18 protein-coding genes are annotated in these 19,548 nt (G+C 62.2%); 5 read left to right on the plus strand and 13 right to left on the minus strand.

The genetic code is table 11. From position 1 onward, the window contains the following. Positions 1 to 4 precede the first annotated feature (4 nt). From pqqC to MHZ89_RS00855, 8 genes are all read right to left on the minus strand, one after another. The gene (pqqC, locus tag MHZ89_RS00820) at positions 5 to 760 is read right to left on the minus strand and encodes a pyrroloquinoline-quinone synthase PqqC (RefSeq protein WP_269949064.1); all 756 of its coding nucleotides are present in this window, start codon (positions 758 to 760) and stop codon (positions 5 to 7) included. Positions 761 to 763: 3 nt separating this feature from the next. Beyond that, on the minus strand, positions 764 to 1,681 hold the full coding sequence (pqqB, locus tag MHZ89_RS00825) for a pyrroloquinoline quinone biosynthesis protein PqqB (RefSeq protein ID WP_311781468.1): 918 nt from the start codon (positions 1,679 to 1,681) through the stop codon (positions 764 to 766). A 51-nt stretch (positions 1,682 to 1,732) separates the two neighbouring features. After that, the gene (gene pqqA / locus MHZ89_RS00830) at positions 1,733 to 1,804 is read right to left on the minus strand and encodes a pyrroloquinoline quinone precursor peptide PqqA (RefSeq protein ID WP_010617686.1); all 72 of its coding nucleotides are present in this window, start codon (positions 1,802 to 1,804) and stop codon (positions 1,733 to 1,735) included. A 148-nt stretch (positions 1,805 to 1,952) separates the two neighbouring features. After that, entirely contained in the window at positions 1,953 to 2,972 is a 1,020-nt protein-coding gene (locus MHZ89_RS00835) for a dipeptidase (protein ID WP_311781469.1), read from the minus strand. Positions 2,973 to 3,056: 84 nt separating this feature from the next. After that, positions 3,057 to 3,833 carry a hypothetical protein gene (locus MHZ89_RS00840; protein WP_311781470.1) on the minus strand — a complete coding sequence of 259 codons (777 nt, stop codon included), beginning with the start codon at positions 3,831 to 3,833 and terminating at the stop codon, positions 3,057 to 3,059. A 9-nt stretch (positions 3,834 to 3,842) separates the two neighbouring features. After that, positions 3,843 to 4,046, minus strand: a complete 204-nt coding sequence (locus MHZ89_RS00845) for a hypothetical protein (RefSeq protein WP_311781471.1) — start codon at positions 4,044 to 4,046, stop codon at positions 3,843 to 3,845. Positions 4,047 to 4,175: 129 nt separating this feature from the next. Then, a complete protein-coding gene (locus tag MHZ89_RS00850; RefSeq protein WP_311781472.1) occupies positions 4,176 to 5,108 on the minus strand; it encodes an ABC transporter substrate-binding protein in 933 nt (310 codons plus the stop codon). A gap of 152 nt (positions 5,109 to 5,260) precedes the next feature. Further along, positions 5,261 to 6,124: an NAD(P)-dependent oxidoreductase gene (locus MHZ89_RS00855; protein ID WP_311781473.1), complete on the minus strand. Its 864-nt coding sequence runs from the start codon at positions 6,122 to 6,124 to the stop codon at positions 5,261 to 5,263. A gap of 265 nt (positions 6,125 to 6,389) precedes the next feature. Here MHZ89_RS00855 and pqqU point away from each other — a divergent pair, with 265 nt between their 5' ends. Then, a complete protein-coding gene (gene pqqU / locus MHZ89_RS00860) occupies positions 6,390 to 8,498 on the plus strand; it encodes a TonB-dependent receptor PqqU (RefSeq protein WP_311781474.1) in 2,109 nt (702 codons plus the stop codon). 33 nt (positions 8,499 to 8,531) lie between these two features. Here pqqU and MHZ89_RS00865 read toward each other — a convergent pair whose 3' ends face one another. The 4 genes from MHZ89_RS00865 to MHZ89_RS00880 all read right to left on the minus strand — a co-directional run bounded on the left by MHZ89_RS00865 (position 8,532) and on the right by MHZ89_RS00880 (position 11,226). Then, positions 8,532 to 9,599 carry an AbrB family transcriptional regulator gene (locus MHZ89_RS00865; protein WP_311781475.1) on the minus strand — a complete coding sequence of 356 codons (1,068 nt, stop codon included), beginning with the start codon at positions 9,597 to 9,599 and terminating at the stop codon, positions 8,532 to 8,534. A gap of 1 nt (position 9,600) precedes the next feature. Continuing rightward, positions 9,601 to 10,158, minus strand: coding sequence for an isochorismatase family protein (locus tag MHZ89_RS00870; protein ID WP_311781476.1), 558 nt, complete (start codon positions 10,156 to 10,158; stop codon positions 9,601 to 9,603). Between the two features lie 11 nt (positions 10,159 to 10,169). Further along, positions 10,170 to 10,601 carry a MarR family transcriptional regulator gene (locus MHZ89_RS00875; RefSeq protein ID WP_311781477.1) on the minus strand — a complete coding sequence of 144 codons (432 nt, stop codon included), beginning with the start codon at positions 10,599 to 10,601 and terminating at the stop codon, positions 10,170 to 10,172. Positions 10,602 to 10,680: 79 nt separating this feature from the next. Continuing rightward, positions 10,681 to 11,226 carry an XRE family transcriptional regulator gene (locus MHZ89_RS00880; protein WP_311781478.1) on the minus strand — a complete coding sequence of 182 codons (546 nt, stop codon included), beginning with the start codon at positions 11,224 to 11,226 and terminating at the stop codon, positions 10,681 to 10,683. A 92-nt stretch (positions 11,227 to 11,318) separates the two neighbouring features. Between MHZ89_RS00880 and MHZ89_RS00885 the strand changes: the two genes are divergently transcribed. The 4 genes from MHZ89_RS00885 (at position 11,319) to MHZ89_RS00900 (ending at position 19,281) form a co-directional block, all read left to right on the plus strand. After that, positions 11,319 to 12,494 carry a benzoate/H(+) symporter BenE family transporter gene (locus MHZ89_RS00885; protein WP_311781479.1) on the plus strand — a complete coding sequence of 392 codons (1,176 nt, stop codon included), beginning with the start codon at positions 11,319 to 11,321 and terminating at the stop codon, positions 12,492 to 12,494. 162 nt (positions 12,495 to 12,656) lie between these two features. Then, the gene (locus tag MHZ89_RS00890; protein ID WP_311781480.1) at positions 12,657 to 13,943 is read left to right on the plus strand and encodes an SrfA family protein; all 1,287 of its coding nucleotides are present in this window, start codon (positions 12,657 to 12,659) and stop codon (positions 13,941 to 13,943) included. 2 nt (positions 13,944 to 13,945) lie between these two features. Beyond that, positions 13,946 to 16,909, plus strand: a complete 2,964-nt coding sequence (locus tag MHZ89_RS00895) for a virulence factor SrfB (protein ID WP_311781481.1) — start codon at positions 13,946 to 13,948, stop codon at positions 16,907 to 16,909. Then, positions 16,906 to 19,281 (plus strand): virulence factor SrfC family protein, encoded by a 2,376-nt coding sequence (locus tag MHZ89_RS00900; protein WP_311781482.1) that lies wholly within the window; start codon positions 16,906 to 16,908, stop codon positions 19,279 to 19,281. Before MHZ89_RS00895 ends, MHZ89_RS00900 begins: the two co-directional genes overlap by 4 nt. On the opposite strand, the gene MHZ89_RS00905 is transcribed toward MHZ89_RS00900, so the two are convergent. Further along, positions 19,278 to 19,547, minus strand: coding sequence for a barstar family protein (locus tag MHZ89_RS00905; protein ID WP_311781483.1), 270 nt, complete (start codon positions 19,545 to 19,547; stop codon positions 19,278 to 19,280). The genes MHZ89_RS00900 and MHZ89_RS00905 overlap by 4 nt on opposite strands. Position 19,548: the final 1 nt, after the last annotated feature.

Here is a 19,548-nt window from a genome sequence, read left to right on the forward strand (position 1 = left end):
GGGGTTATACCAGTCGTGTAGTGTGCCAGGCCGCCTTATCGGTGACCGTATGGTAAGGCGGACGATTCAGCGCGTAGGCCATGGTCATGGCGTCCAGCATGGTCCAGAGAATATCGAGCTTGAATTGCAGGATCTCCAGCATTCGGTTCTGCTTCTCTACCGTATCGCAGAACTCAAGCGCCAGCGCCAGGCCGTGTTCGACATCGCGGTTCGCCTGGCTCAGGCGGCTGCGGAAATAAAAGTAGCCCTCTTCCTTGATCCAGGGATAGTGCTGCGGCCAGCTGTCGAGACGCGACTGGTGGATCTGCGGCGCGAACAGCTCGGTCAGCGAGCTGCAGGCCGCTTCCTGCCAGTTAGCGCGGCGCGCGAAGTTAACATAGGCGTCGACGGCGAAGCGCACGCCCGGCAGCACATGGCGCTCTGACAGCAGCTCCTCGCGCGTTAACCCTACCGCTTCACCCAGCTGCAGCCAGGCTTCAATGCCGCCGTCATGGCCGTTGCTGCCGTCGTGATCGAGAATACGCTGCACCCACTTACGGCGCGTTGCGGGATCGGGGCAGTTCGCCATGATCGCCGCATCCTTGAGCGGGATGCTGGTCTGGTAGTAGAAACGGTTCGCCACCCAGCCCTGGATCTGCTCGCGCGTCGCGTCGCCGTTGTGCATCGCGATATGGTAAGGATGATGAATATGGTAATACGCGCCTTTATCGCGCAGCGCCTGTTCAAACGCCTGCGGCGTCAGCGTCTCGGTTATCTGCATCACTCACTCCTGGAGATGAATCGCCATGCCGTCCCAGCTTACTTCTATGCCCTGCTGCGTCAGGAACTGACGCTGCGGCGACTGCTCGTTAAGGATCGGATTGGTGTTGTTAATGTGAATAAGAATTTTGCGTTTCGCCGGCAGCGAGGCGAGCAGCGCCATCAGCCCCTGCTCGTCGGAGAGCGCCAGGTGGCCCATCGCCTTGCCGGTGTTGGTGCCGACGCCGGTCGCCTGCAGCTCGTCGTCTTTCCAGACGGTGCCGTCGATCAGCAGGCAGTCCGCCTTCTGCAGCCAGGGCATAATCACCGCGTCCGGCTCGCCGAGGCCCGGCGCATAGAGCAGCGTCTGTTTAGTGGCGATATTTTCAACAAACAGCGCCACGTTGTGCCCCGGTAGCGGGCGGTCGCGGTAAGGAGAATAAGGCGGCGCGTTGCTGAGGATCGGGATAGCGGTAAAGCGCAGACTGGGACAAACATCGACGCTGAAAGCCTCCAGCGGCGCGATCGGACGATGCTGCAGCCCGCCGTTCCAGTGTTTCAGCATGGTGAAGACCGGAAAGCCGCTGGTGAGATCGGCATGCACTTCTGGCGTGCACCACACCTGATGCGGGCAGCCTTCGCGCAGGCTAAGCAGACCGGTAGTGTGATCGATCTGGCTGTCGGTAAGAATAATGGCGCCGATAGCGGTGCCGCGCAGCACGCCTTTTTTTATCAGTTCCGGCGTATGGGCGATCTGCTGGCTGATGTCCGGCGAGGCGTTACATAACACCCAGTTTTCGCCGTCGTCGCTGAGAATAATTGAGGACTGGGTACGCGCGCTGGCCTGAATCGTACCGTTGCGCACGCCCTGACAGTTGGCGCAGTTGCAGTTCCATTGAGGAAAGCCACCGCCGGCGGCGGAGCCAAGAACTTTGATGTACATAGGGAAACCCGGTGTTGAAACAAAATGCCCGCGCACTGGCGGGCATAAATATTAACGGTTGGAGATGTACAGCGTTACTTCCAGACCGAGACGTAAATCAACAAATTCAGGTTTTTTCCACATAATAGTCTTCCTCTAAGGTGAATGAACAAAGCGATACCCGTCAGGTATCATTACGTAAACAATCAAATGATTATGCACGCAATTTTGAGCCGGCTGATGGTGCGCTAACGGCGCAGCGAGATCAACCCGCAAATGTTATGGAAATGAATCAGCCTCGCCAGATCGCCTGCAGCACGCGTTGCCAGTTGCCTGAAGCGAGTTTCTCCAGCCGATCCTGATCATAGCCCGCATCGCGAAATGCTGCGAACAGCCGCGGCAGACCTGACACATCTTTTAGCGCCTCTGGCGTGGAGATGCCGTCAAAATCAGAGCCAAATCCGACATGATCGCTGCCCATTATCATTATGAGCCGTTCATAATGCCTGACAATTTCGCTCAGCGGCGTGTCGCCGTCGCGTTTGCCGTCGGCGCGCAGAAACGCATTGCCGAAGTTAATGCCGACCATGCCGCCGCTGTCGCGAATGGCGATAAGCTGCGCATCGGTAAGATTTCGCGGCTGGGCGCAGAGGGCATGGGCGTTGGAGTGAGTGGCGACCAGCGGCGAGTCAGAGAGCGCGGCGGTGTCCCAGAACGCTTTTTCGTTCATATGCGATACGTCGATCAGCATATTGAGCGCGTTAGCCTGCTTAATCAGCGCTTTACCGGCATCGGTAAGGCCCGGTCCGCTGTCCGGCGAGCCGGGAAACGCGCCGGTCACGCCGACGCCGAAGCGGTTAGGCAGGTTCCAGAAAGGACCGATGCTGCGTACGCCCGCGTCGTAAAATGCCTGCAGCTGTTCGCCCTCTTCATCCAGCGCATCCGCGCCTTCAATATGGGCTACCAGCGCCAGCACGCCCTCGGCACGACAGGCGGCAATATCAGCGGCGCTGCGGCACAGGCGCGCGCGCCCCTGCGACTGTTCGGCGATCTGCTGCAGAATAGCCAGCTGCTGCCACATGATCTCCAGCGGCTGATAAGGCGTATCGGCAAGGTGCGGCGTCGTCTGGGCGATATAGGCCTGAGGCGGCACAAAGATCGCGAACAGGCCGCCGAAAAAGCCGCCCTGCTGCATGCGCGGAAAATCGAGGTGGCCGCGTTCAATACCGTTAAAGAAGGCGTCGACCGGCGCATCACGATGATTCAGCCACAGGTTGAGCAGCAGATCGTTATGGCCATCAAAAGTTAACATCGGAGAAATAAGCGCTTAAAAAACTCGACATCGGGCTATGTTACGCGCCCGCAGGGTAAACGCCAAACCAGAGGGCACGAATGGTTACTCCGACTCCGGCGTAACAGAGAAGCGATCGAAAATTTTATAGGTGGCGACATCGAACAGCGAAACCGCCTCGACCTCCGCCATGGGAATAAGATGACGGAAGTGCTGCAGGTTGAGCGGCTCAGAATCGGGAGTGATATTCTGCGCCAGGTAGAGTTCGTAATAGCGATGCTGCTCGCAGAAGCGCAGCGTCTCTTTGTCGCGGTAGCCGCTGATATAGGGGATAAGCGCCAGATGCTGCGTTTGCGTATGTTCAATGCGCGGCGCCGCGACGTAGCCGATATAAACCTTGCGCGATTTCAGCGTCACGAACACCAGTTTCTCCTCTTCTATCGCCTGCAGCAGCAGCGACTCCATACCATCTTCTCTGGCGACTTTACGGTATTCCGCCATGCTGCTTTTCCCGTCTCGCATCGATCGTCGAGCCGCCTCGCCCGCTCGCCAGGCGCGCAGGCAGGCGAGCGCCAGACCCAGCTCGAAAAAGAGCGGATAGTTCATCAGGGTGGTGCGGGTCAGCCAGGAGTAGTAATCCCGGACGGCGTAATCGGGGAAAAAGAGATGAGGAACAGAGAGAAGCAGACTCAGAAGAAACAGCGCGGCATAGATAAGCGCCACGCCGAAAAAGCCCTGAAGTGCGAATTTCGCGCCATGCATCGCCACGTAAAAATAGGCGATCCAGCCGCTTGAGCGGGCCTGACGCGTGCGCGAAGGGTAATGGTTTTCCGTATACCAGTAGCCGCAGACCAGCACGACCATAATGACCAGCGGTCCCATCGCGCGCCCTTAACGTTTTTGCGCCAGCTCTTCCATACGCGCGCGCATCGCTCTGCCCACGTCGGGGTTATTCATGTTCAGTCGGGCGTTGCCGTTAACGTCGAGGATAAGCTTGTCCTGATCGGAGTAACGCAGATCTTCATTGGTTAATCCGCGCATAAACTTATCTGGCTCGGCGAACCACTTGCCCATAAACCTTTGCAGCCTGTTCATTTTACCTCCTCGCCTTTACATCGCGCTGATGTATGCGGTTGCGCTCTGTTGAGTATACGCCAGACGCAACGAACATTCCTTGTTCAGCTTTCTACGCTGTTTTGTGTTGCCGCGCAACCGCATCCTGCTTTAACCGCCCTGCGCCACCGTCAGGCCGCGATAAAAGGTGGGTTTCACATCAAGCGTTTTCTGGATCAGGCCATATTTATGGTAAAAGTCGGCGGTCTCCTGCTGCTGTTGCACCGTATTATCGTCGATGCTTTGCCAGTGCGACCGGCGACGGGAGAACGATTTTTCCGCTGCGGTGGGCGGGAAGCCGATAATCTTCGCCAGCGTCTGCGCGTAGTCGCTGACGTGGCTGTTGGCCCAGCGATCCGCCGCCGCCAGCCGATTGACGTAATCCTGCAGCGCGGCGCGTTTATCGTCATCATTGAGGGCGGCGTCGGTGGCGGCCAGGAAGCTGTTGCCGGTAGCCAGCCCCACGCCGTTTACCAGTACGCGGCCCGTCTGCGTGACTTCCGCCAGTGCGGTGTAGGGATCCCAGGTTGCCCAGGCGTCTACCGAAGCGTTAGAGAGCGCGATACGCGCATCGGCAGGTTGTAAAAAGCGCCAGGTGACCTCTTTATCGCTTAACCCGGCCTGCTCAAGCGTTTTTAACGCCTGCAGGTGGCCGATGGAGCCGCGCCCGGTGGCGATGCTTTTTCCTTTCAGCTCGGCGGCCGTTTTAATCGGCGAATCGGGGCGCACCAGCACCGCCAGCCCGGCGGGCACCGATTTGCTTACTGCAACCGCTTTCACCTGCGAACCGGCGGCCAGCGAGAAGAGTAGCGGCGCGTCGCCGATAATGCCGGCGTCAACCGCGCCCGCGTTAAGCGCTTCCGCCAGCGGCGCGGCGGCGGGAAACTCCGCCCATTCTATGGTGTAGTTCAGATTGTCGAGCTGATGCGCTGACGCCATCTCGGCGCGCATATTACCTTTTTGATCGGCGATGCGCAGCGTGACGGCCTGTGCAGACGTCGCGGCGGCCAGCGCCAGCGCGATATAAACGGCGTGATATTTCATGCGGCTTCCTCCCGGCGCAAAACATCCAGAGTAAAGCGAACGTTGAAAATCACCGATGCCGATTCCGCATGAGGATAGCCGCCGGACGCATAAGGCTGAGGCTTTTGCGCCAGCGGTTGTCACCTCGCAGGGAAATACCGCGCCGTTACGCGCTATCCCTTCAGATAATGATGGATCGACGCCAGATCTTTTTCGCCGTAGCCTGCGTCAACCGCCTGCTGCCACAGTTCGGCGATATGCTCCAGCGCCGGCAGTTTCGCGTCGCCCTTCGCCTCTAACGCCAGCTTCGCGTCTTTCAGCGCCCAGACCAGATGCATCTGCGGGGTAAAATCTTCGCTGGCGATCATGCCGAGTTTCACTTTAGCGTAAGGGGCTGCCAGCGGGCCGCCATCCAGCACCTTCCACAGGTCCTCGGTGGTGAAGCCGAACTCCTCCGCCAGGCGCGTACTCTCCGCCAGGCTCTGCATCAGGCCGATCAGCCAGCTGTTGACCACCAGCTTCATGCGTGACGATTTCCCCGCCTCGCCCAGCCATTGGGTACCTTTGCCGATAGCGGCGAAAACCGCTTCCGCTGCCTGCGCGCGCGACTGGTCGCCGCTGGCCATCACCAGGATCTGCGCGTTTTCAGCCGGCGCTTTGGTGCCGGAGACGGGCGCGTCGATAAAGAGCACGTCCGGACGCTGCCCGGCGCACCAGGCGATCAGGGCATCGGTTTTCTGGACGCCGATGGTGCCCATCTGCGCGATAGTCGCCCCCTGCTTCAGCGCGTCTTTAACCTGGTGCAGCGTCTTTTCCGTGGTCTCGCCGTCGGCGAGCATGGCAATAACCACATCTGCGTCGCGCACCGCCTCTGCCGGGCTGTCGCTCAGCTTCAGGCCAGACGCGACCAGATCTTCGCCGCGCGCCCGCGTACGGTTCCAGCCATACACGGTAAATCCTTTTTTCAGCAGGTTGGCGGCGAAGGCATGCCCCATGGCACCTAAACCTAATACGGCGACTGCAGGTTGTTGACTCATACTGATTCCTCTGGTTGTCGTGACGGACAGATGTTTGCGGCGCTGCGCCCGGATGGGCGTTATCATTAACGCGTCCTGGAAAGTAAACATTTAAGACTGAAGGGAAAGTCAGTAAAAATCCAGCCTGGGAAAACATTTTTCGACGCTGAATTTCGCATAAAACCACCTTATTATTTACGCTTTTCAAATAATCGTAAAAAGCCTTAACATACGCGCCTAATGTTCCATTTGGTTCATTTCATCTCTTTATTACGGTCTTTCACTCATGAAAATTGCATCACTGCGTCAGGTCAGCGTGCTGTTGCCTGCCATACTGCCGCTGCCCCTGCTGGCGGCTGACGATACCGGCAGTACGATGGTCGTCAGCGCCGCGCCGGCGCAAACCGGCCTTTCCGAACTTGATACGCCCGCCGCCGTCAGCGTGGTGAGCGGCGAAGATATGCGTCAGGCCGCGCCGCGCGTCAACCTGTCGGAAAATCTCGGCAGCGTGCCGGGACTGCAAATCCAGAACAGGCAAAATTACGCTCAGGATTTACAGCTCTCGGTGCGCGGTTTTGGTTCGCGCTCTACCTACGGCGTGCGCGGGCTGCGCATGTACGTGGACGGCATTCCCGCCACCATGCCCGACGGACAGGGACAAACTTCCAATATCGATATTGGCTCCATTGACCATATCGAAGTGCTGCGCGGCCCCTTTTCCGCGCTCTACGGCAACGCCTCAGGCGGCGTGATCAACGTCGAGACCCAGACAGGCCAGCAGCCGCCGACGCTGGAAGCGAGCAGCTGGTACGGCAGCTACGGCAGCTGGCGCAACAGCGTTAAAGCGAGCGGCGCCACCGGCGATGGCACCCATGCGGGCGACGTTAACTACACCGTTTCCGCCTCGCGTTTCACCACCCACGGCTACCGCGACCACAGCGCGGCGCAGAAGAACCTCGGCAACGCGAAGCTGGGCGTTCGCATCGACGACGTCAGCAGCCTGACGCTGCTGTTTAACAGCGTACATATCGACGCGCAGGATCCTGGCGGCCTGACGCCGGATCAGTGGCGCGCGAATCCGCGTCAGGTGGTCAGCAACGTAACGCTCTATAACACGCGCAAAACCGTGGATCAGACTCAGGGCGGCCTGCACTACCAGCGCCAGATGAGTGAGAACGACGATCTCAGCGTCATGATGTACGCCGGGATCCGCGAAACTACTCAGTATCAGTCGATCCCGAAAAGCGTGCAGCTCAACCCTAAACATCCAGGCGGCGTAATCGACCTGACGCGCCACTATCAGGGCATCGACACGCGCTGGACGCATCGCGACACCCTGTTCAGCGTGCCGGTAACGCTGACCGGCGGACTCGACTATGAAACCATGACCGAGCGCCGCAAAGGTTTTGAGAACTTCAACGCGACCGACTACGGCGTGAAAGGCGATATTCGCCGCAACGAACGCAACCTGATGTGGAATCTCGATCCCTACCTGCAGACCGCCTGGCAACTGACCGACAAATGGTCGCTGGACGCCGGGCTGCGCTACAGCACAGTAAACTTTGATTCCAACGACTATTACATTACCTCCAGCAACGGCGATGACAGCGGCGACGCGCGCTATCACAAATGGCTGCCCGCTGCGTCGCTCAAGTACGCTATCGACAACAGCTGGAACGCCTATCTCTCCGCGGGTCGCGGCTTTGAAACGCCGACCATTAACGAACTCTCCTATCGCGCCGATGGCGAAACCGGCCTCAATACCGGACTGAAACCGGCGACCAGCGATACGGTGGAGCTGGGGACGAAAAAACGCATCGGCAACGGCCTGATCACCGCCGCGCTGTTCCAGACCGATACCAAAAACGAAATCGTCACCGACACCAGCAGCGGCGGCCGCACAACCTATAAGAACGCCGGAGAGACCCGTCGGCGCGGTCTGGAGCTGGGCGTGGATCAGCAGTTCGCCGCAGACTGGCGAGTGAAGGCCGCCTGGACGCTGCTCGACGCGCGCTATCGCAGCAACGCATGCGGCGATGAGAGCTGCGACGGCAAACGCATCCCCGGCATTGCGCGCAATATGCTCTACACCGGTCTGGAGTATGCGCCGGAACAGGGCTTCTATGCGGGCGCGGAGATGCGCTATATGAGCAATATCGCCGCCGATGACCAGAACGAGGTGAAGGCGCCCTCCTATACCGTCGCGGCGCTCAACAGCGGCTATAAATGGCTGGTGCAGAACTGGACGCTGGATCTCTTCGGTCGCGTCGATAACCTGTTCGACCGCAACTATGTCGGTTCCGTTATCGTTAACGAAGGCAATGGACGCTATTTCGAACCGGCGCCGGGACGCAATTACAGCGTCGGGCTGACGGTGAGCTACGCGTTTCAGTAAGGAATATCGCCCCGGCCAGCGCCGGGGCGATCGTTATTTCTCGCGCCGCGCCATCCAGCTGGCGATCCAGCGTGACAAAATCGGGCCGGTGAACATCACCACGATAAAACGCCCGGTCTGCATCGCCATCACAAAAGGCATATTAACGTTGCTCGACGCGGCAATAATCGCCACTGAATCGGCGCCGCCCGGACTGGTCGCCAGATAGGCGGTCAGCGGATCGATACCGGCAAACTTCACCAGTAAAAAGGCGAACAGGCCGCAGATGGCTATCAGTGTCAGCACTGACAGCAGCACGCGCGGGAAGGCGTGCGCCGCATAGCGCAGGATCTCGGCGCTGAAGCGCAGGCCGATACCCCAGCCGACAAAGGCGTAAGCCAGCGCCAGCAGCCATTTCGGCAAAGTAATGTCGACCCAGCCGACATCCTGCACCACTGAGGCAACAATCAGCGTCATCAGCATCGGGCCGGCGGGAATACGCAACAGCCGCGCCGCCAGCACGCCTGCGGCAATGGTCAGTAAGGTAAAGAGAAAGGATAACGGCGCAAAAGGCGCGAAGAGATTGAGCGCGGGCGACGCAGCTGGCGCGCCGTCGCCGCCCGCCCAGAAGCGCGTCACCAGCGTCGCGACCAGCGCCACCATCATGACGCGCAGATATTGCATAAAGGCGACGAGGCGCACGTCGGCACCAAAACTCTCCGCCATCAGGGTCATGGCCGTTGCCGCGCCGGGCGACGATCCCCAGATGGCCGTGGAGCCTGGCAGCACGCGAAAACGCGCCAGCAGGCCACCGAGCACCAGGCTGGCGACAATTACCGAGCCGACGCACAGCACAAACAGCGGCCAGTCGTCGGCGATTTCATGAAATATCGAGGCGGGGATCGCCGCGGCGATCATCGCGCCGACCGTCGCCTGGGCGCAGTTGAACAGCGGCCGCGATATTTTCAGCGCGCGGCCGGAGGCGGCAAAGCCGATGGCCGCGAACATCGGGCCAAGCAGAAGCGCAGCCGGAATATGCAGCCACTCCAGCGCCGCAACCAGCGCCGCCGAGCTGACAATCAGCCCGGCCCAGCGCATCAGGCCCGCCTGCGCGATAGCCATTTTAGCGCGCGTTGATCAGCGCCAGCACGTCGGCGGCGGTGCCCGTCTCGCCAAGACGCGGGAATATCAGGCTGACGCTGTTGTTGTGGGTATCGAGGTTAAGATCGGTCATGGCGTCGGTGGCCAGCGTGACGTTGTAACCTAATTCATACGCCTGACGCGCCGTGGATTCCACGCCGATGCTGGTGGCGATGCCGCATACCACTACCTGCGTTACGCCGCGCTTCTGCAGCTCGGCGTGCAGTTCGGTATTATGAAACGCGCCCCAGGTTTTCTTGGTCACGGTGATATCGCCCGGCTGCGGCGTCATCTCAGGCACCAGCGTCGCCCAGTCGGCGGGCAGCTCGCCGCTGTGGCGGCCCTGTTCGTTACGGCCCGGCGCGCCGCCGGCGACGTTCACCAGCACGACCGGCAGCTGACGGGCGCGGAACCCTTCGGCAAGTTGTGCGCACAGGTCGATCACCGGCTGCGGCTCGTGCACCACCGGCAGGCGGACAATGCCGTGTTGCAGGTCGATGATAATCAGTGCGGTTTGGGTATCAAGGGTCGTCAGAGCCATGGAAAGTCCTCTCAGGATGCGTTGTCGGCGAGTCGTTGCAGTAAGGGTATAGCGGAGAGCAGCAGTTGCTGCTCGCTGGCGCTGAGCTGCGTATCGATAGCGCGCACCAGCCAGTCATCGCGCATGGCGCGGTTAGCGGCAATCAGCGCGCGGGCGGCTGGCGTCGGCGAGTAGCGGGTTTTGCGTCCGTCGTGCGGATCCGCTTCGCCCTGCACCATGTCCACCGCCAGCAGGCTGGCGACGGTTGCGCCCATCGACTGGGTGCGTACTCCTTCCGCCGTGGCCAGCTCGGTAATGGTCATCGCGCCATCGCGCACCAGATACCCCAGCACCGACACCTGCGACCAGGTGAGATCGCCCGGCGGCGCAGATTCGCGCAGCCGGCGGCTTAGCTTGCCTGTCACCATGCGCAGCATCGCGGCGGCTTCAGTCAGTTCGCTCATCGCCTTTCTCCTTACGTTAGCGCAAGTATAGAGATACGAAGGTAAACTGTGTAGTTTACCTTCGTATCAATTTGTAAGGTCAGGGACGCTTCAGGTAGTGGATCAGGCTGTGAAAACGCAGCGGCGTGGCAAGCGGATTGCGATAGCTGTGCGCCACATCGGCTTCGAACTGCAACGCTTCCCCCGCCTGCAGCCTGCGCCAGACGCCGCGCATACCGAGCAGCAGCTCGCCTTCTATCACCACCACCTGCTCTATGCAGCCGCTTTCATGAGGGGATGAATCGCTCTGCGCCCCCGCCGCCAGCTCTACCGCCAGCAGATCGAAACGCAGCTGCGCATCGTAAGGCAGCAGCGGCCGCACCGTCATCTGCGCGTTGAGCTGGCTGAAGCGCGCGGAATCGCCGCTCTGCAGCCCGTTGCCCTGAATAAAAAAAGAGAACGGAACGTTAAAACCGGTGGCGATTTTCCATAGCGTCGCCACCGTCGGGCTGGACTCGCCGCGCTCGATCTGGCCGAGCATCGCTTTGCTGACGCCGGTGCGCTCCGCAGCCAGCGTCAGGCTCCAGCCGTTCGCCTGGCGCAGCTGTTTCAGCGCCTCGCTGAGATGCTGATGCAGATTTTCCATAGGCTTCTCCTGAAAACATGGCGGCAGTGTAGCACTTGAGCGCTATAGCGCACAGTGCTACGATGTGCGCTATAACGCACAAGGGAGGTTTTATGCAGCGCAGCATGGCGCGATCCGCCTTTTCATTTCCGATTGTGGTCTCTGGTTTCGTCGCCGTCCTGGTCGGCTACAGCAGCTCAGCGGCCATTATTTTTCAGGCCGCGCAGGCGGCGGGCGCCTCTGCGACGCAGATCGGCGGCTGGCTGTCGATGCTGGGCATTGCGATGGGGCTATGCTCGCTCGGCCTCTCCTTCTGGACGCGGATGCCGATCCTCTGCGCCTGGTCGACGCCAGGCGCGGCGCTGCTGGCAACCAGCCTGCAGGGCCTCTCCATTAATGAAGCGGTCGGCGTGTTTATCTTTGCCAACGCGCTGATTGTACTGAGCGGCGTTACCGGGCTGTTTGCACGCCTGATGAATATCATTCCGCCCGCGCTGGCGTCGGCGATGCTCGCCGGCATCCTGCTGCGCTTTGGCCTTGCGGCGTTTACCGGCCTGCAGAGCGATTTCGCGCTGTGCGGCGCAATGTGTCTCGCCTGGCTGCTGGCGCGACGCTGGCTGGCGCGCTACGCCATTTTAACCACGCTGGCGGTGGGCGTTGCGGTCGCGCTGGCGCGGCACGCGATCCATTTCCCGGCAGATGCGGCGAGCTTCGCGCTGCCGCAGGGCATTATGCCGCACTTTAGCCTGACCGCGCTGCTGGGCATCGGACTGCCCTTTTTCCTGGTGACCATGGCGTCGCAAAATGCGCCAGGCATCGCCACGCTACAGGCACACGGCTATCGGCCGCCGGTCTCCGCGCTGATGAGCTGGACCGGACTGGTCGCCCTGCTGCTGTCGCCGTTTGGCGGATTTTCCGTCTGTATCGCCGCGATTACCGCCGCCATCTGCATGGGCGAAGAGGTAGACGCCGACCCGCGCCGCTGCTGGATGGCCGCCGCGCTGGCTGGCGTTTTTTATCTGCTGGCCGGGCTTTCTGGCGCGCTGATCGCCGCGCTGTTTGTCGCGCTGCCGCCACCGCTGATTGCCACCCTTGCCGGCCTGGCACTGCTGTCGACCTTCAGCGGCAGCCTGACGCGCGCGCTGGCGGAACCCGATACGCGCGATATCGCCGCGATCACTTTTCTGATTACCGCGTCCGGCCTCTCGCTGTTCGGCATCGGCGCCGCCTTCTGGGGGCTGGTCGGCGGTCTGCTGGCACATACCGTACTGAAACGTCGCGCCGCTTAATCACCTGGGCGCGCTGCATATTTTTCATCGCAGCGCGCGAAAAACGCCCTTAATTATCGTTTTTTCCGGCGTTTGATTTGCACTTGCTCCGCGTAAAATCACTCCAATCGCCGATAACACACGATTTTCTGCCTCAGAACTCGACCGATAAGGGCCCAACAGGTGGCAAAAACTTTTCTGCGCAGCGGCAATCTTGACGCGGTGCTGGCGCTGGGTGAAAACGGCCAGCCGGTCTACGCATCCGCCCTGCAAATTCGTGAAACCCTGCGTCTGCGCCGTCAGACGGCACTGGCAAACTGCCTGGCCATTCCCCAGCCAAACGAGCGCGGTGACCGCCTCGACTGGTACGCGCCGTTCAGCGGCAAAGTGAAATCCTGGCTCGGCGCCAGCGATTATGAGCGCCGTCAGGCGCTGGATCAGCTGACGGCGACGCAGCAGGAGATGCAGGCGCTTAGCGTACGCGCGCGCGAGGCTGACAACCCGGCGATGCGTCTGTTCGGCGCGCTGCTGGCCAAAGCGCTGCAGTTTCCCGATCAGCAGTATGTCTTTCTGGTGGACGGCAAGCCGGTGATCACCTTCTGGGGATTTGTCGACGCACAGGCGCGCACGCGCGACGATGCGCTCGCCTGCCTGCGCGATACGCTCGATGAATCCCTGCCGTCGCTGCTGCCGGAACCGGTGGCGGTCGAGCCGCAGCCGGAGATGCCGCAGATTATCGCGGAGCCGGCGCCACAGCCAGAGCCAGAGCCGCAGCCTGAACCCGCCGTTGAAACGCCGCCGGTCATGGCGCCGCGTCGCGCCTTCCGCATCGGCTATCTCGCCCCGGTTGCGCTGGCCGTTGCCGCCGCGGCCGCTTTCTGGCTGCATCAGCCTCAGCCGACCCCTGTCGCCGCGCCGCAGCCTGCCGCGCCAGTCGCCGCGACTATCGCGCCACCTGCCGCGCTGATCGCCGCGCAGAAACTCGCCTCAACCCTGCCGCAGACGCCAGCAAGCGTCGCCGCGCCCGCTGAACCCTCAGCCCCTTCCGCAACGCTCGCCAGCGTAGTGACGCCTGCCGTACCTGCCGCAGACGCCGCGCTGAAAATGAGCGTGGACGATGTGCGTAACGGTGCGATTAACGTCGTTGACGGCCGCTGGCGCGTAGTAATGCAGAATTCCTTGCCGGGCGGCGCTTCGCCGGTGCTGCACTATGAGCTCAGCGCAGGCAAAGGCAGCGCCACGGTCACCCAGGGCAACAATCTGCGCTGCACCGCCGACGAGGTGACTGCCGCCATGCTCGGCAGCGGCCAGCTGTCGGTTCGCAGCCGCTATACTGCCAAATGCAGCGACGGTTCGCGCTATCGCATGCCGCAGCTGATGTGTAAACCGGGAGACGGCGCCGCCGTGTGCGAAGCGCTGTTCAGCGACAACAAATCCTTCCCGATGACGATTAAGCGTGAGAGTAAGTAACCATGTTGGCTCCCCTGATCGATGACAAACAAAAAATCACGCTGATTGAAGAGAGCGGCGTACAGTTTCTGGATTTTGGCCTGCGCATCGCCGCAGGCCAGGCGCGCCGCCAGTTTGTGCGCCAGACGGCGAATGGCCCGCTGCTGCGCCTGAACGTCGACGGCAACAGCGGCAAGTTTTTGCTCTATCCACAGGACGGTGGCGCGCCGGAAGTGGTGCGTCCGGAATCGGACGTGGCGCTGGCTGACTCGCTGACGCTGCTGGCTGACTGCTGGCTGCCGCTGCCGATGCTGCGCTGCGCCAGCGGCCGTCGTTTTATCGGCGGCCCGGAAAACTGGGCGCGTCTGCGCCTCACGGCGCTGGCGCAGCCCGACGCGGCGGGTAATACCCATCGCGTGACGCTGGCATTCGATACCCGCTGCGTAGCGGAAGAGGATGGCGGCGAGCAGCTCGGCCTCACCTCCGCCGACGCGCAAAACGGCGTAACCTTCTCTCTCGCCTGGCATAACTACGAGCTGGGCGAATTTCTCGATCATATCTGGGTCGATGGCTGGCTGCGCGAGGCGTTCAGCGACCGCGTCGGCGATCGCCGCGAACAGGCGATTGCGCAGGCGCTGCGCGAGTTTGAGTATCAGGCGCACTACCTCAATCTGCTGGAGCTGCTCGGCGAGCAGCTCAACCTCAGCGATATTCATCTTCAGGCCGCCACCCAGCAGACGCCCCCGGTAAATGTCGATATTATTCTCGACGTCGGCAACTCGCATACCTGCGGCATTCTGGTGGAGGATCATCCCGAAGAGAGCAATGGCCTGAAGCAGACTTACGAATTGCAGCTGCGCGACCTCTCGCAGCCGCATCAGGTCTACAACGAACTGTTCGACAGCCGCCTGGAGTTCGCGGAAGCCCATTTTGGCAAGGCGAGCTTTTCGCTCCAGAGCGGCCGCGAAAACGCCTTTATGTGGCCGTCGCTGACGCGCGTCGGCCGCGAAGCGAGCCGCCTGGCGCTGCAGCGCGCCGGTCTTGACGGCAGCACCGGCATCTCCAGCCCGCGCCGCTATCTGTGGGACGAGGCGCGCTATCAGCCGGGCTGGCGCTTTAACCAGCCGAACGGCGCGAACGAGCCGCAGGCCAACGCCGCGCCCTTCACGTTTCTGCTCAATGATGAAGGCGAGCCGCTGCACGCGCTCTCCGCCGACGACCGCCTGCCGGTTTTTTCCGCGCACTACAGCCGCAGCTCGCTGATGACCTTTATGCTGTGCGAACTGCTGGCGCAGGCGCTGATGCAGATGAACAGCGCGGCCCAGCGTCAGCGTATGCCGCAGAGCCACGCGCCGCGTCAGCTGCGTCACGTTATTCTTACCCTGCCGTCGGCGATGCCGAAGCCGGAGCGCGAGATTTTCCGTCGCCGCATGCAGCAGGCGATCGCGCTGGTGTGGAAAGCGGAAGGCTGGCACGCCGCCGACGAGCCGTTCGACGCCGATGCGCCGCCAGCATGCCGCAAGCCGGTGCCGGACGTGCAGATGGAGTGGGACGAAGCGACCTGCGGCCAGATGGTATGGCTGTTTAACGAAACCCAGGTCAATTTCGCCGGCCGCGCGCAGGATTTCTTCAGCAGCACCGCGCGCCCGGATCGTCCGCGTGAAACGGATGAAGTGCCGGGCAAAAGCCTGCGCATCGCCTCAATCGATATCGGCGGCGGCACCACCGATCTGGCGATCACCCACTACCGCCTTGATGACGGCCAGGGCAATAACGTCAAAATCACCCCTCGCCTGCTGTTCCGCGAGGGATTCAAAGTCGCGGGCGACGATATTCTGCTGGACGTCATTCAGCTCTGGATCCTGCCCGCTCTGCAGCAGAGCCTGCAAAAGGCGGGTCTTGCCCTTGCCGAGCCGCTGCTGAACAAGCTGTTCGGTCATGATGGCCGCCTCGACGGTCAGGCCACGCTGCGTCAGCAGGCGACACTGCAGCTGTTTATTCCGCTGGCGCAGGCGGTGCTGGAGCGTTATGAGAACTGGGACCCGCTGGAGAGCCATGCGGAGATCAACGCCCTGTTCGGCGAGCTGGTGGCCAGCCCGCCGGCCGACGCGGTGCTCGCCTTTATCAACGGCGAAATCCAGCGTGCGCTGGGTGCGGGCAGCGGTTTCGATCTGCTGGAAGTGCCGCTGATCGTCAGCCTGGCGCAGCTGCACGCCGAGTTTATGCAGCACCGCATGGCGATTATTCCGGCGCTGCGCTCGATGTGCGAGGTGGTGTCGCTCTATCAGTGCGACGTGCTGCTGCTCACCGGTCGGCCGTCGCGCTTCCCCGGCATTCAGGCGCTGGTGCGCCATCTGCAGCCGCTGCCGGGCAGCCGCATTCTGTCGCTGGAGGGCTATCACACCAGTGACTGGTATCCCTTCAACAAACATGGCCGTATCGACAACCCGAAATCCACCGCGGCGGTTGGCGCGATGCTCTGCCTGCTGGCGCTGGATCTGCGTCTGAACAGCTTCTGGTTCCGCGCGGGCGATTTCGAGCCCTACTCAACCATTCGCTACCTCGGCGTGCTCGACGAGAACCAGGCGTTGACCGACGATAACCTTTGCTACAGCGATATCGATCTCGACGATCAGAGTTTCGCGCTGGATCGTAAGAGCAGCTTCCGTATTCGCGGCAACGTCTGCCTTGGCTTCCGCCAGCTGGATAATGCCCGCTGGCCCGCTTCGCCGCTCTACAGCCTGACGCTGAACGACGCCCAGCTGGCGCGTAAAGTCGCCGGGGAGAGCGTGCTGCGCGTGAAGCTGGCGGTAGCGCCGGGCCCGACGCTGCCCGGCCCGGAGCGTCTGGTGCTGAGCGACGCGCGTCTTGACGACGGCACGCGCGTACCGCTTGAACAGCTGAGCCTGAAGCTTAATACTCTCTCGCCGACGGGCAACGCCAACGCCCAGTACTGGATTGACAGCGGAAGCCTTTGTAAACGATGAGAACTGTAAAGCCCCGCCAGCCGCAAACGCTGGCAAAACGTCTTGGCCTGCTGCAGGAGGCGCTTAACGCCAGCCTGGAGTGGGTTGCCGAATACCGCGACGCCTCGCCGCGTCTGGCGCTGGAAGCGGATACCTTTACGCGCCAGCTGCGCCGCGCCCGCGCGCAGAGCGATGCGCTGGCCCAGCAGGTGGCGCGCCCGGTTACGCTGGCGCTGTTTGGCCAGTCGCAGGCGGGCAAAGCCTGGCTGCTGAACGAAATGGTCGCCGACGCGCAGGGCCAGATGCTGACGCGCCTCGGCGAAAAAACGCTGAACGTTTTTCAGCAGATCAATCCCGGCAACCTCGACTTTGCCGCCGCGACTCGCTACTGCCACCAGCGCGAAGCGCTCTCCGGCGAATGGCCGGTAGAGCTGGCGCTGCTGAACGAGGCGGAAATTGTACGTCTGGTGCTGAGCTGCCGCGGCGAAGCGCCGCAGCCGGAAAGCGCGCATCTCGATCAGCAGCTGCAGCGCCTGCAACGCCAGCGCCTCACTACGCCGGTCGGCGGGCTCGACAGCGACGCGCTGGTCACGCTCTGGGCCTGGAGCCGCCGTCACCGCTGTCATGACGCGCGGCTCGATCGCCATTTCTGGCCGCAGGCGGTAGAGCTTGCCCCCGCGCTCAGCGTGGACGACCGGGTACAGCTTTTCGCGCTGCTGTGGCCAAACCAGCCAGAGCTGAGCGAGGCGCTGCGCGCGCTGCTGCATTTACGTCATCAGCTGCGCAGCGCCAGCCGCGTGCTTGCGCCGCTCAGCCTGCTGGTCGACGACGCGCTGCTGCCGAGCGAGCAGCTGATCGCACACGCCAGCGAGCAGGATCGCCAGATGAAGGTGGAAGTCTGCCCGCTTAACGGCAACCGCATCGGCAAGCCGCAGCAGGTGCCGCTCGGCTGGCTGGCGCTGCTGACGCTGGAGCTGGTGCTTCCTCTGAGCTCGACGCCGCGCACCGCCCTCTATGACGATGCCGATATGCTGGATCTGCCTGCGCCCGGCATGCCTGCCGATGCAGCAGCGCAGGAGGAGCGTCAGCGGCTGGAACAGCAGGATCCGCTGCGCGCCCGGCTGCTCGAACAGAAACGCGCCCTGCTGCCCGGCCTCTACGCCGCGCGCCAGGGGATCGATTTAATGCTGGTCTGTACCGCCGCCAGCCAGCGGCAGGATGCCGATCTCGCCAGCCGCGCCCTGCGCGAATGGCAGCTGCATCAGCCGCCGCGGGAAAGCGGCGAAAAGCCGCGCCTGATTTGGGCGATTACCCCTTACGACGCGCGACATCAGCAGATCAACGTGGATGAGGCGGTGCAGCGCCAGATCGGACAGCCCGGTCAGCGCTGGGGCTCGATGCTGGCGCTCGATCGCGCCGGCGTCGATCGGATGGCGGAGTGGCTTCAGGAAGAGATGCAGCCTGATGCGCGCCGCGACAGGCTGCTGACAGAGCTGCGCGCCCTGCAGCACAGCGTGCTGGAACGTCGCCTGCTGCCCTGGACCGAAGCCGACGCCAGCCCTGAGCAGGCCGCGCGCAAGCAGACCATCGCCGATTCGCTGCTGAAATGTCTGCAGCACCGCACCGGCCTGCATGGCGAACTGCTGGAGCGGCTGCAGCCGCCGCGGGAAGCGCTGCGTCAGCTCTGGCTCAGCCAGCATGACGCGCCCGCCACCGCTGCCGCGATCCGCACAGAGGCGCCGGCGCAGCACTTCGGCGTCGGGTTTGAATTCGATCTCTTTAGCGATACGCCGCTGGCAGAGCCTGCGAGCGTGCCGCATCACGTCAGCGCCGCCGGTCAGAGTTTTGCCCGTCAGGTGATGGCGCTGTGGCTCGATCACCTGCGCGAACTGCCGGAGAACCGCAGCCTGCTGACGTTGCTGAATGTGGATCGCGTTACGCTGGAGTGGCTGGTAGAGGAGTTAATTGTCGCCAGCTTCCGTCTCGATATGCTGACTTCGCTGGAGCAGGCGCTGCATGAGCCGGAAAACCCGTCCGTTAGCCATGAGTCGCGCGCCGATCGCCAGGTGTCCCGCGCGATGACGGTGCTGGGCGATTTTGTCGCCTGGCTGGGTTTTTTACAGCGCGACGACGCCGAGCGGCCGCCGAGCCGCGTCAATCGCGGTCAGCCTGTTTTTGCGCGTCCGCCCGCGCCGAGCGTCAACTTTTCCGCCGGGCAGCGTCTGACGCGCTTATCCGCCGCTCCCGCCAACCATACCGCCTACTATATTTATGACTGGCTGGTGGGACTGAATTCGGTGATCCTTGAGAACAACGGGTACGCCGGCGGCCGCGATGTCACGCCTGCGGCGCGCGAGGCCCTGGCCGCCATCCTCAAGACGCTGCGCAGCTAATCCCGCTTCAGGTGCAGGTCGCCGTCCAGCGCCTGCGCCGCCTCTTCCAGCAGTTCCAGTACGGCGGCGAACTCGTCGCTCTTTTCCAGACCCGCCGCATGGCGCAGATGAATACGCGCCGGCAGCGCCATGCCGCCGGTTAGCCAGTCCCACAGCGCATCGAGATTATTGCCGAAGGCGAACGGGCAATGGCTCTGCTGCGCCAGCGTCTGATAGAGCGCGTCGCGATTCGGCAGGCGCTGAAAATCGAGCGTAATCTTCAGCATC

Origin of the sequence: Pantoea sp. ACRSB, from assembly GCF_022346905.1 — a bacterium.
In the GTDB taxonomy this organism is placed as follows: domain Bacteria; phylum Pseudomonadota; class Gammaproteobacteria; order Enterobacterales; family Enterobacteriaceae; genus Pantoea; species Pantoea piersonii.

Excerpts from the sequence above, each read along its gene's own strand:
- MHZ89_RS00855 (WP_311781473.1), bottom strand. The coding sequence starts at position 6,124 with ATGAGTCAACAACCTGCAGTCGCCGTATTAGGTTTAGGTGCCATGGGG.
- MHZ89_RS00850 (WP_311781472.1), bottom strand. The coding sequence starts at position 5,108 with ATGAAATATCACGCCGTTTATATCGCGCTGGCGCTGGCCGCCGCGACG.
- MHZ89_RS00880 (WP_311781478.1), bottom strand. The coding sequence starts at position 11,226 with ATGGAAAATCTGCATCAGCATCTCAGCGAGGCGCTGAAACAGCTGCGC.
- MHZ89_RS00840 (WP_311781470.1), bottom strand. The coding sequence starts at position 3,833 with ATGGGACCGCTGGTCATTATGGTCGTGCTGGTCTGCGGCTACTGGTAT.
- MHZ89_RS00885 (WP_311781479.1), top strand. The coding sequence starts at position 11,319 with ATGCAGCGCAGCATGGCGCGATCCGCCTTTTCATTTCCGATTGTGGTC.
- MHZ89_RS00900 (WP_311781482.1), top strand. The coding sequence starts at position 16,906 with ATGAGAACTGTAAAGCCCCGCCAGCCGCAAACGCTGGCAAAACGTCTT.
- MHZ89_RS00895 (WP_311781481.1), top strand. The coding sequence starts at position 13,946 with ATGTTGGCTCCCCTGATCGATGACAAACAAAAAATCACGCTGATTGAA.
- MHZ89_RS00870 (WP_311781476.1), bottom strand. The coding sequence starts at position 10,158 with ATGGCTCTGACGACCCTTGATACCCAAACCGCACTGATTATCATCGAC.
- MHZ89_RS00865 (WP_311781475.1), bottom strand. The coding sequence starts at position 9,599 with ATGGCTATCGCGCAGGCGGGCCTGATGCGCTGGGCCGGGCTGATTGTC.
- MHZ89_RS00835 (WP_311781469.1), bottom strand. The coding sequence starts at position 2,972 with ATGTTAACTTTTGATGGCCATAACGATCTGCTGCTCAACCTGTGGCTG.
- MHZ89_RS00875 (WP_311781477.1), bottom strand. The coding sequence starts at position 10,601 with ATGAGCGAACTGACTGAAGCCGCCGCGATGCTGCGCATGGTGACAGGC.
- pqqC (WP_269949064.1), bottom strand. The coding sequence starts at position 760 with ATGCAGATAACCGAGACGCTGACGCCGCAGGCGTTTGAACAGGCGCTG.
- MHZ89_RS00845 (WP_311781471.1), bottom strand. The coding sequence starts at position 4,046 with ATGAACAGGCTGCAAAGGTTTATGGGCAAGTGGTTCGCCGAGCCAGAT.
- MHZ89_RS00905 (WP_311781483.1), bottom strand. The coding sequence starts at position 19,547 with ATGCTGAAGATTACGCTCGATTTTCAGCGCCTGCCGAATCGCGACGCG.
- pqqB (WP_311781468.1), bottom strand. The coding sequence starts at position 1,681 with ATGTACATCAAAGTTCTTGGCTCCGCCGCCGGCGGTGGCTTTCCTCAA.
- pqqU (WP_311781474.1), top strand. The coding sequence starts at position 6,390 with ATGAAAATTGCATCACTGCGTCAGGTCAGCGTGCTGTTGCCTGCCATA.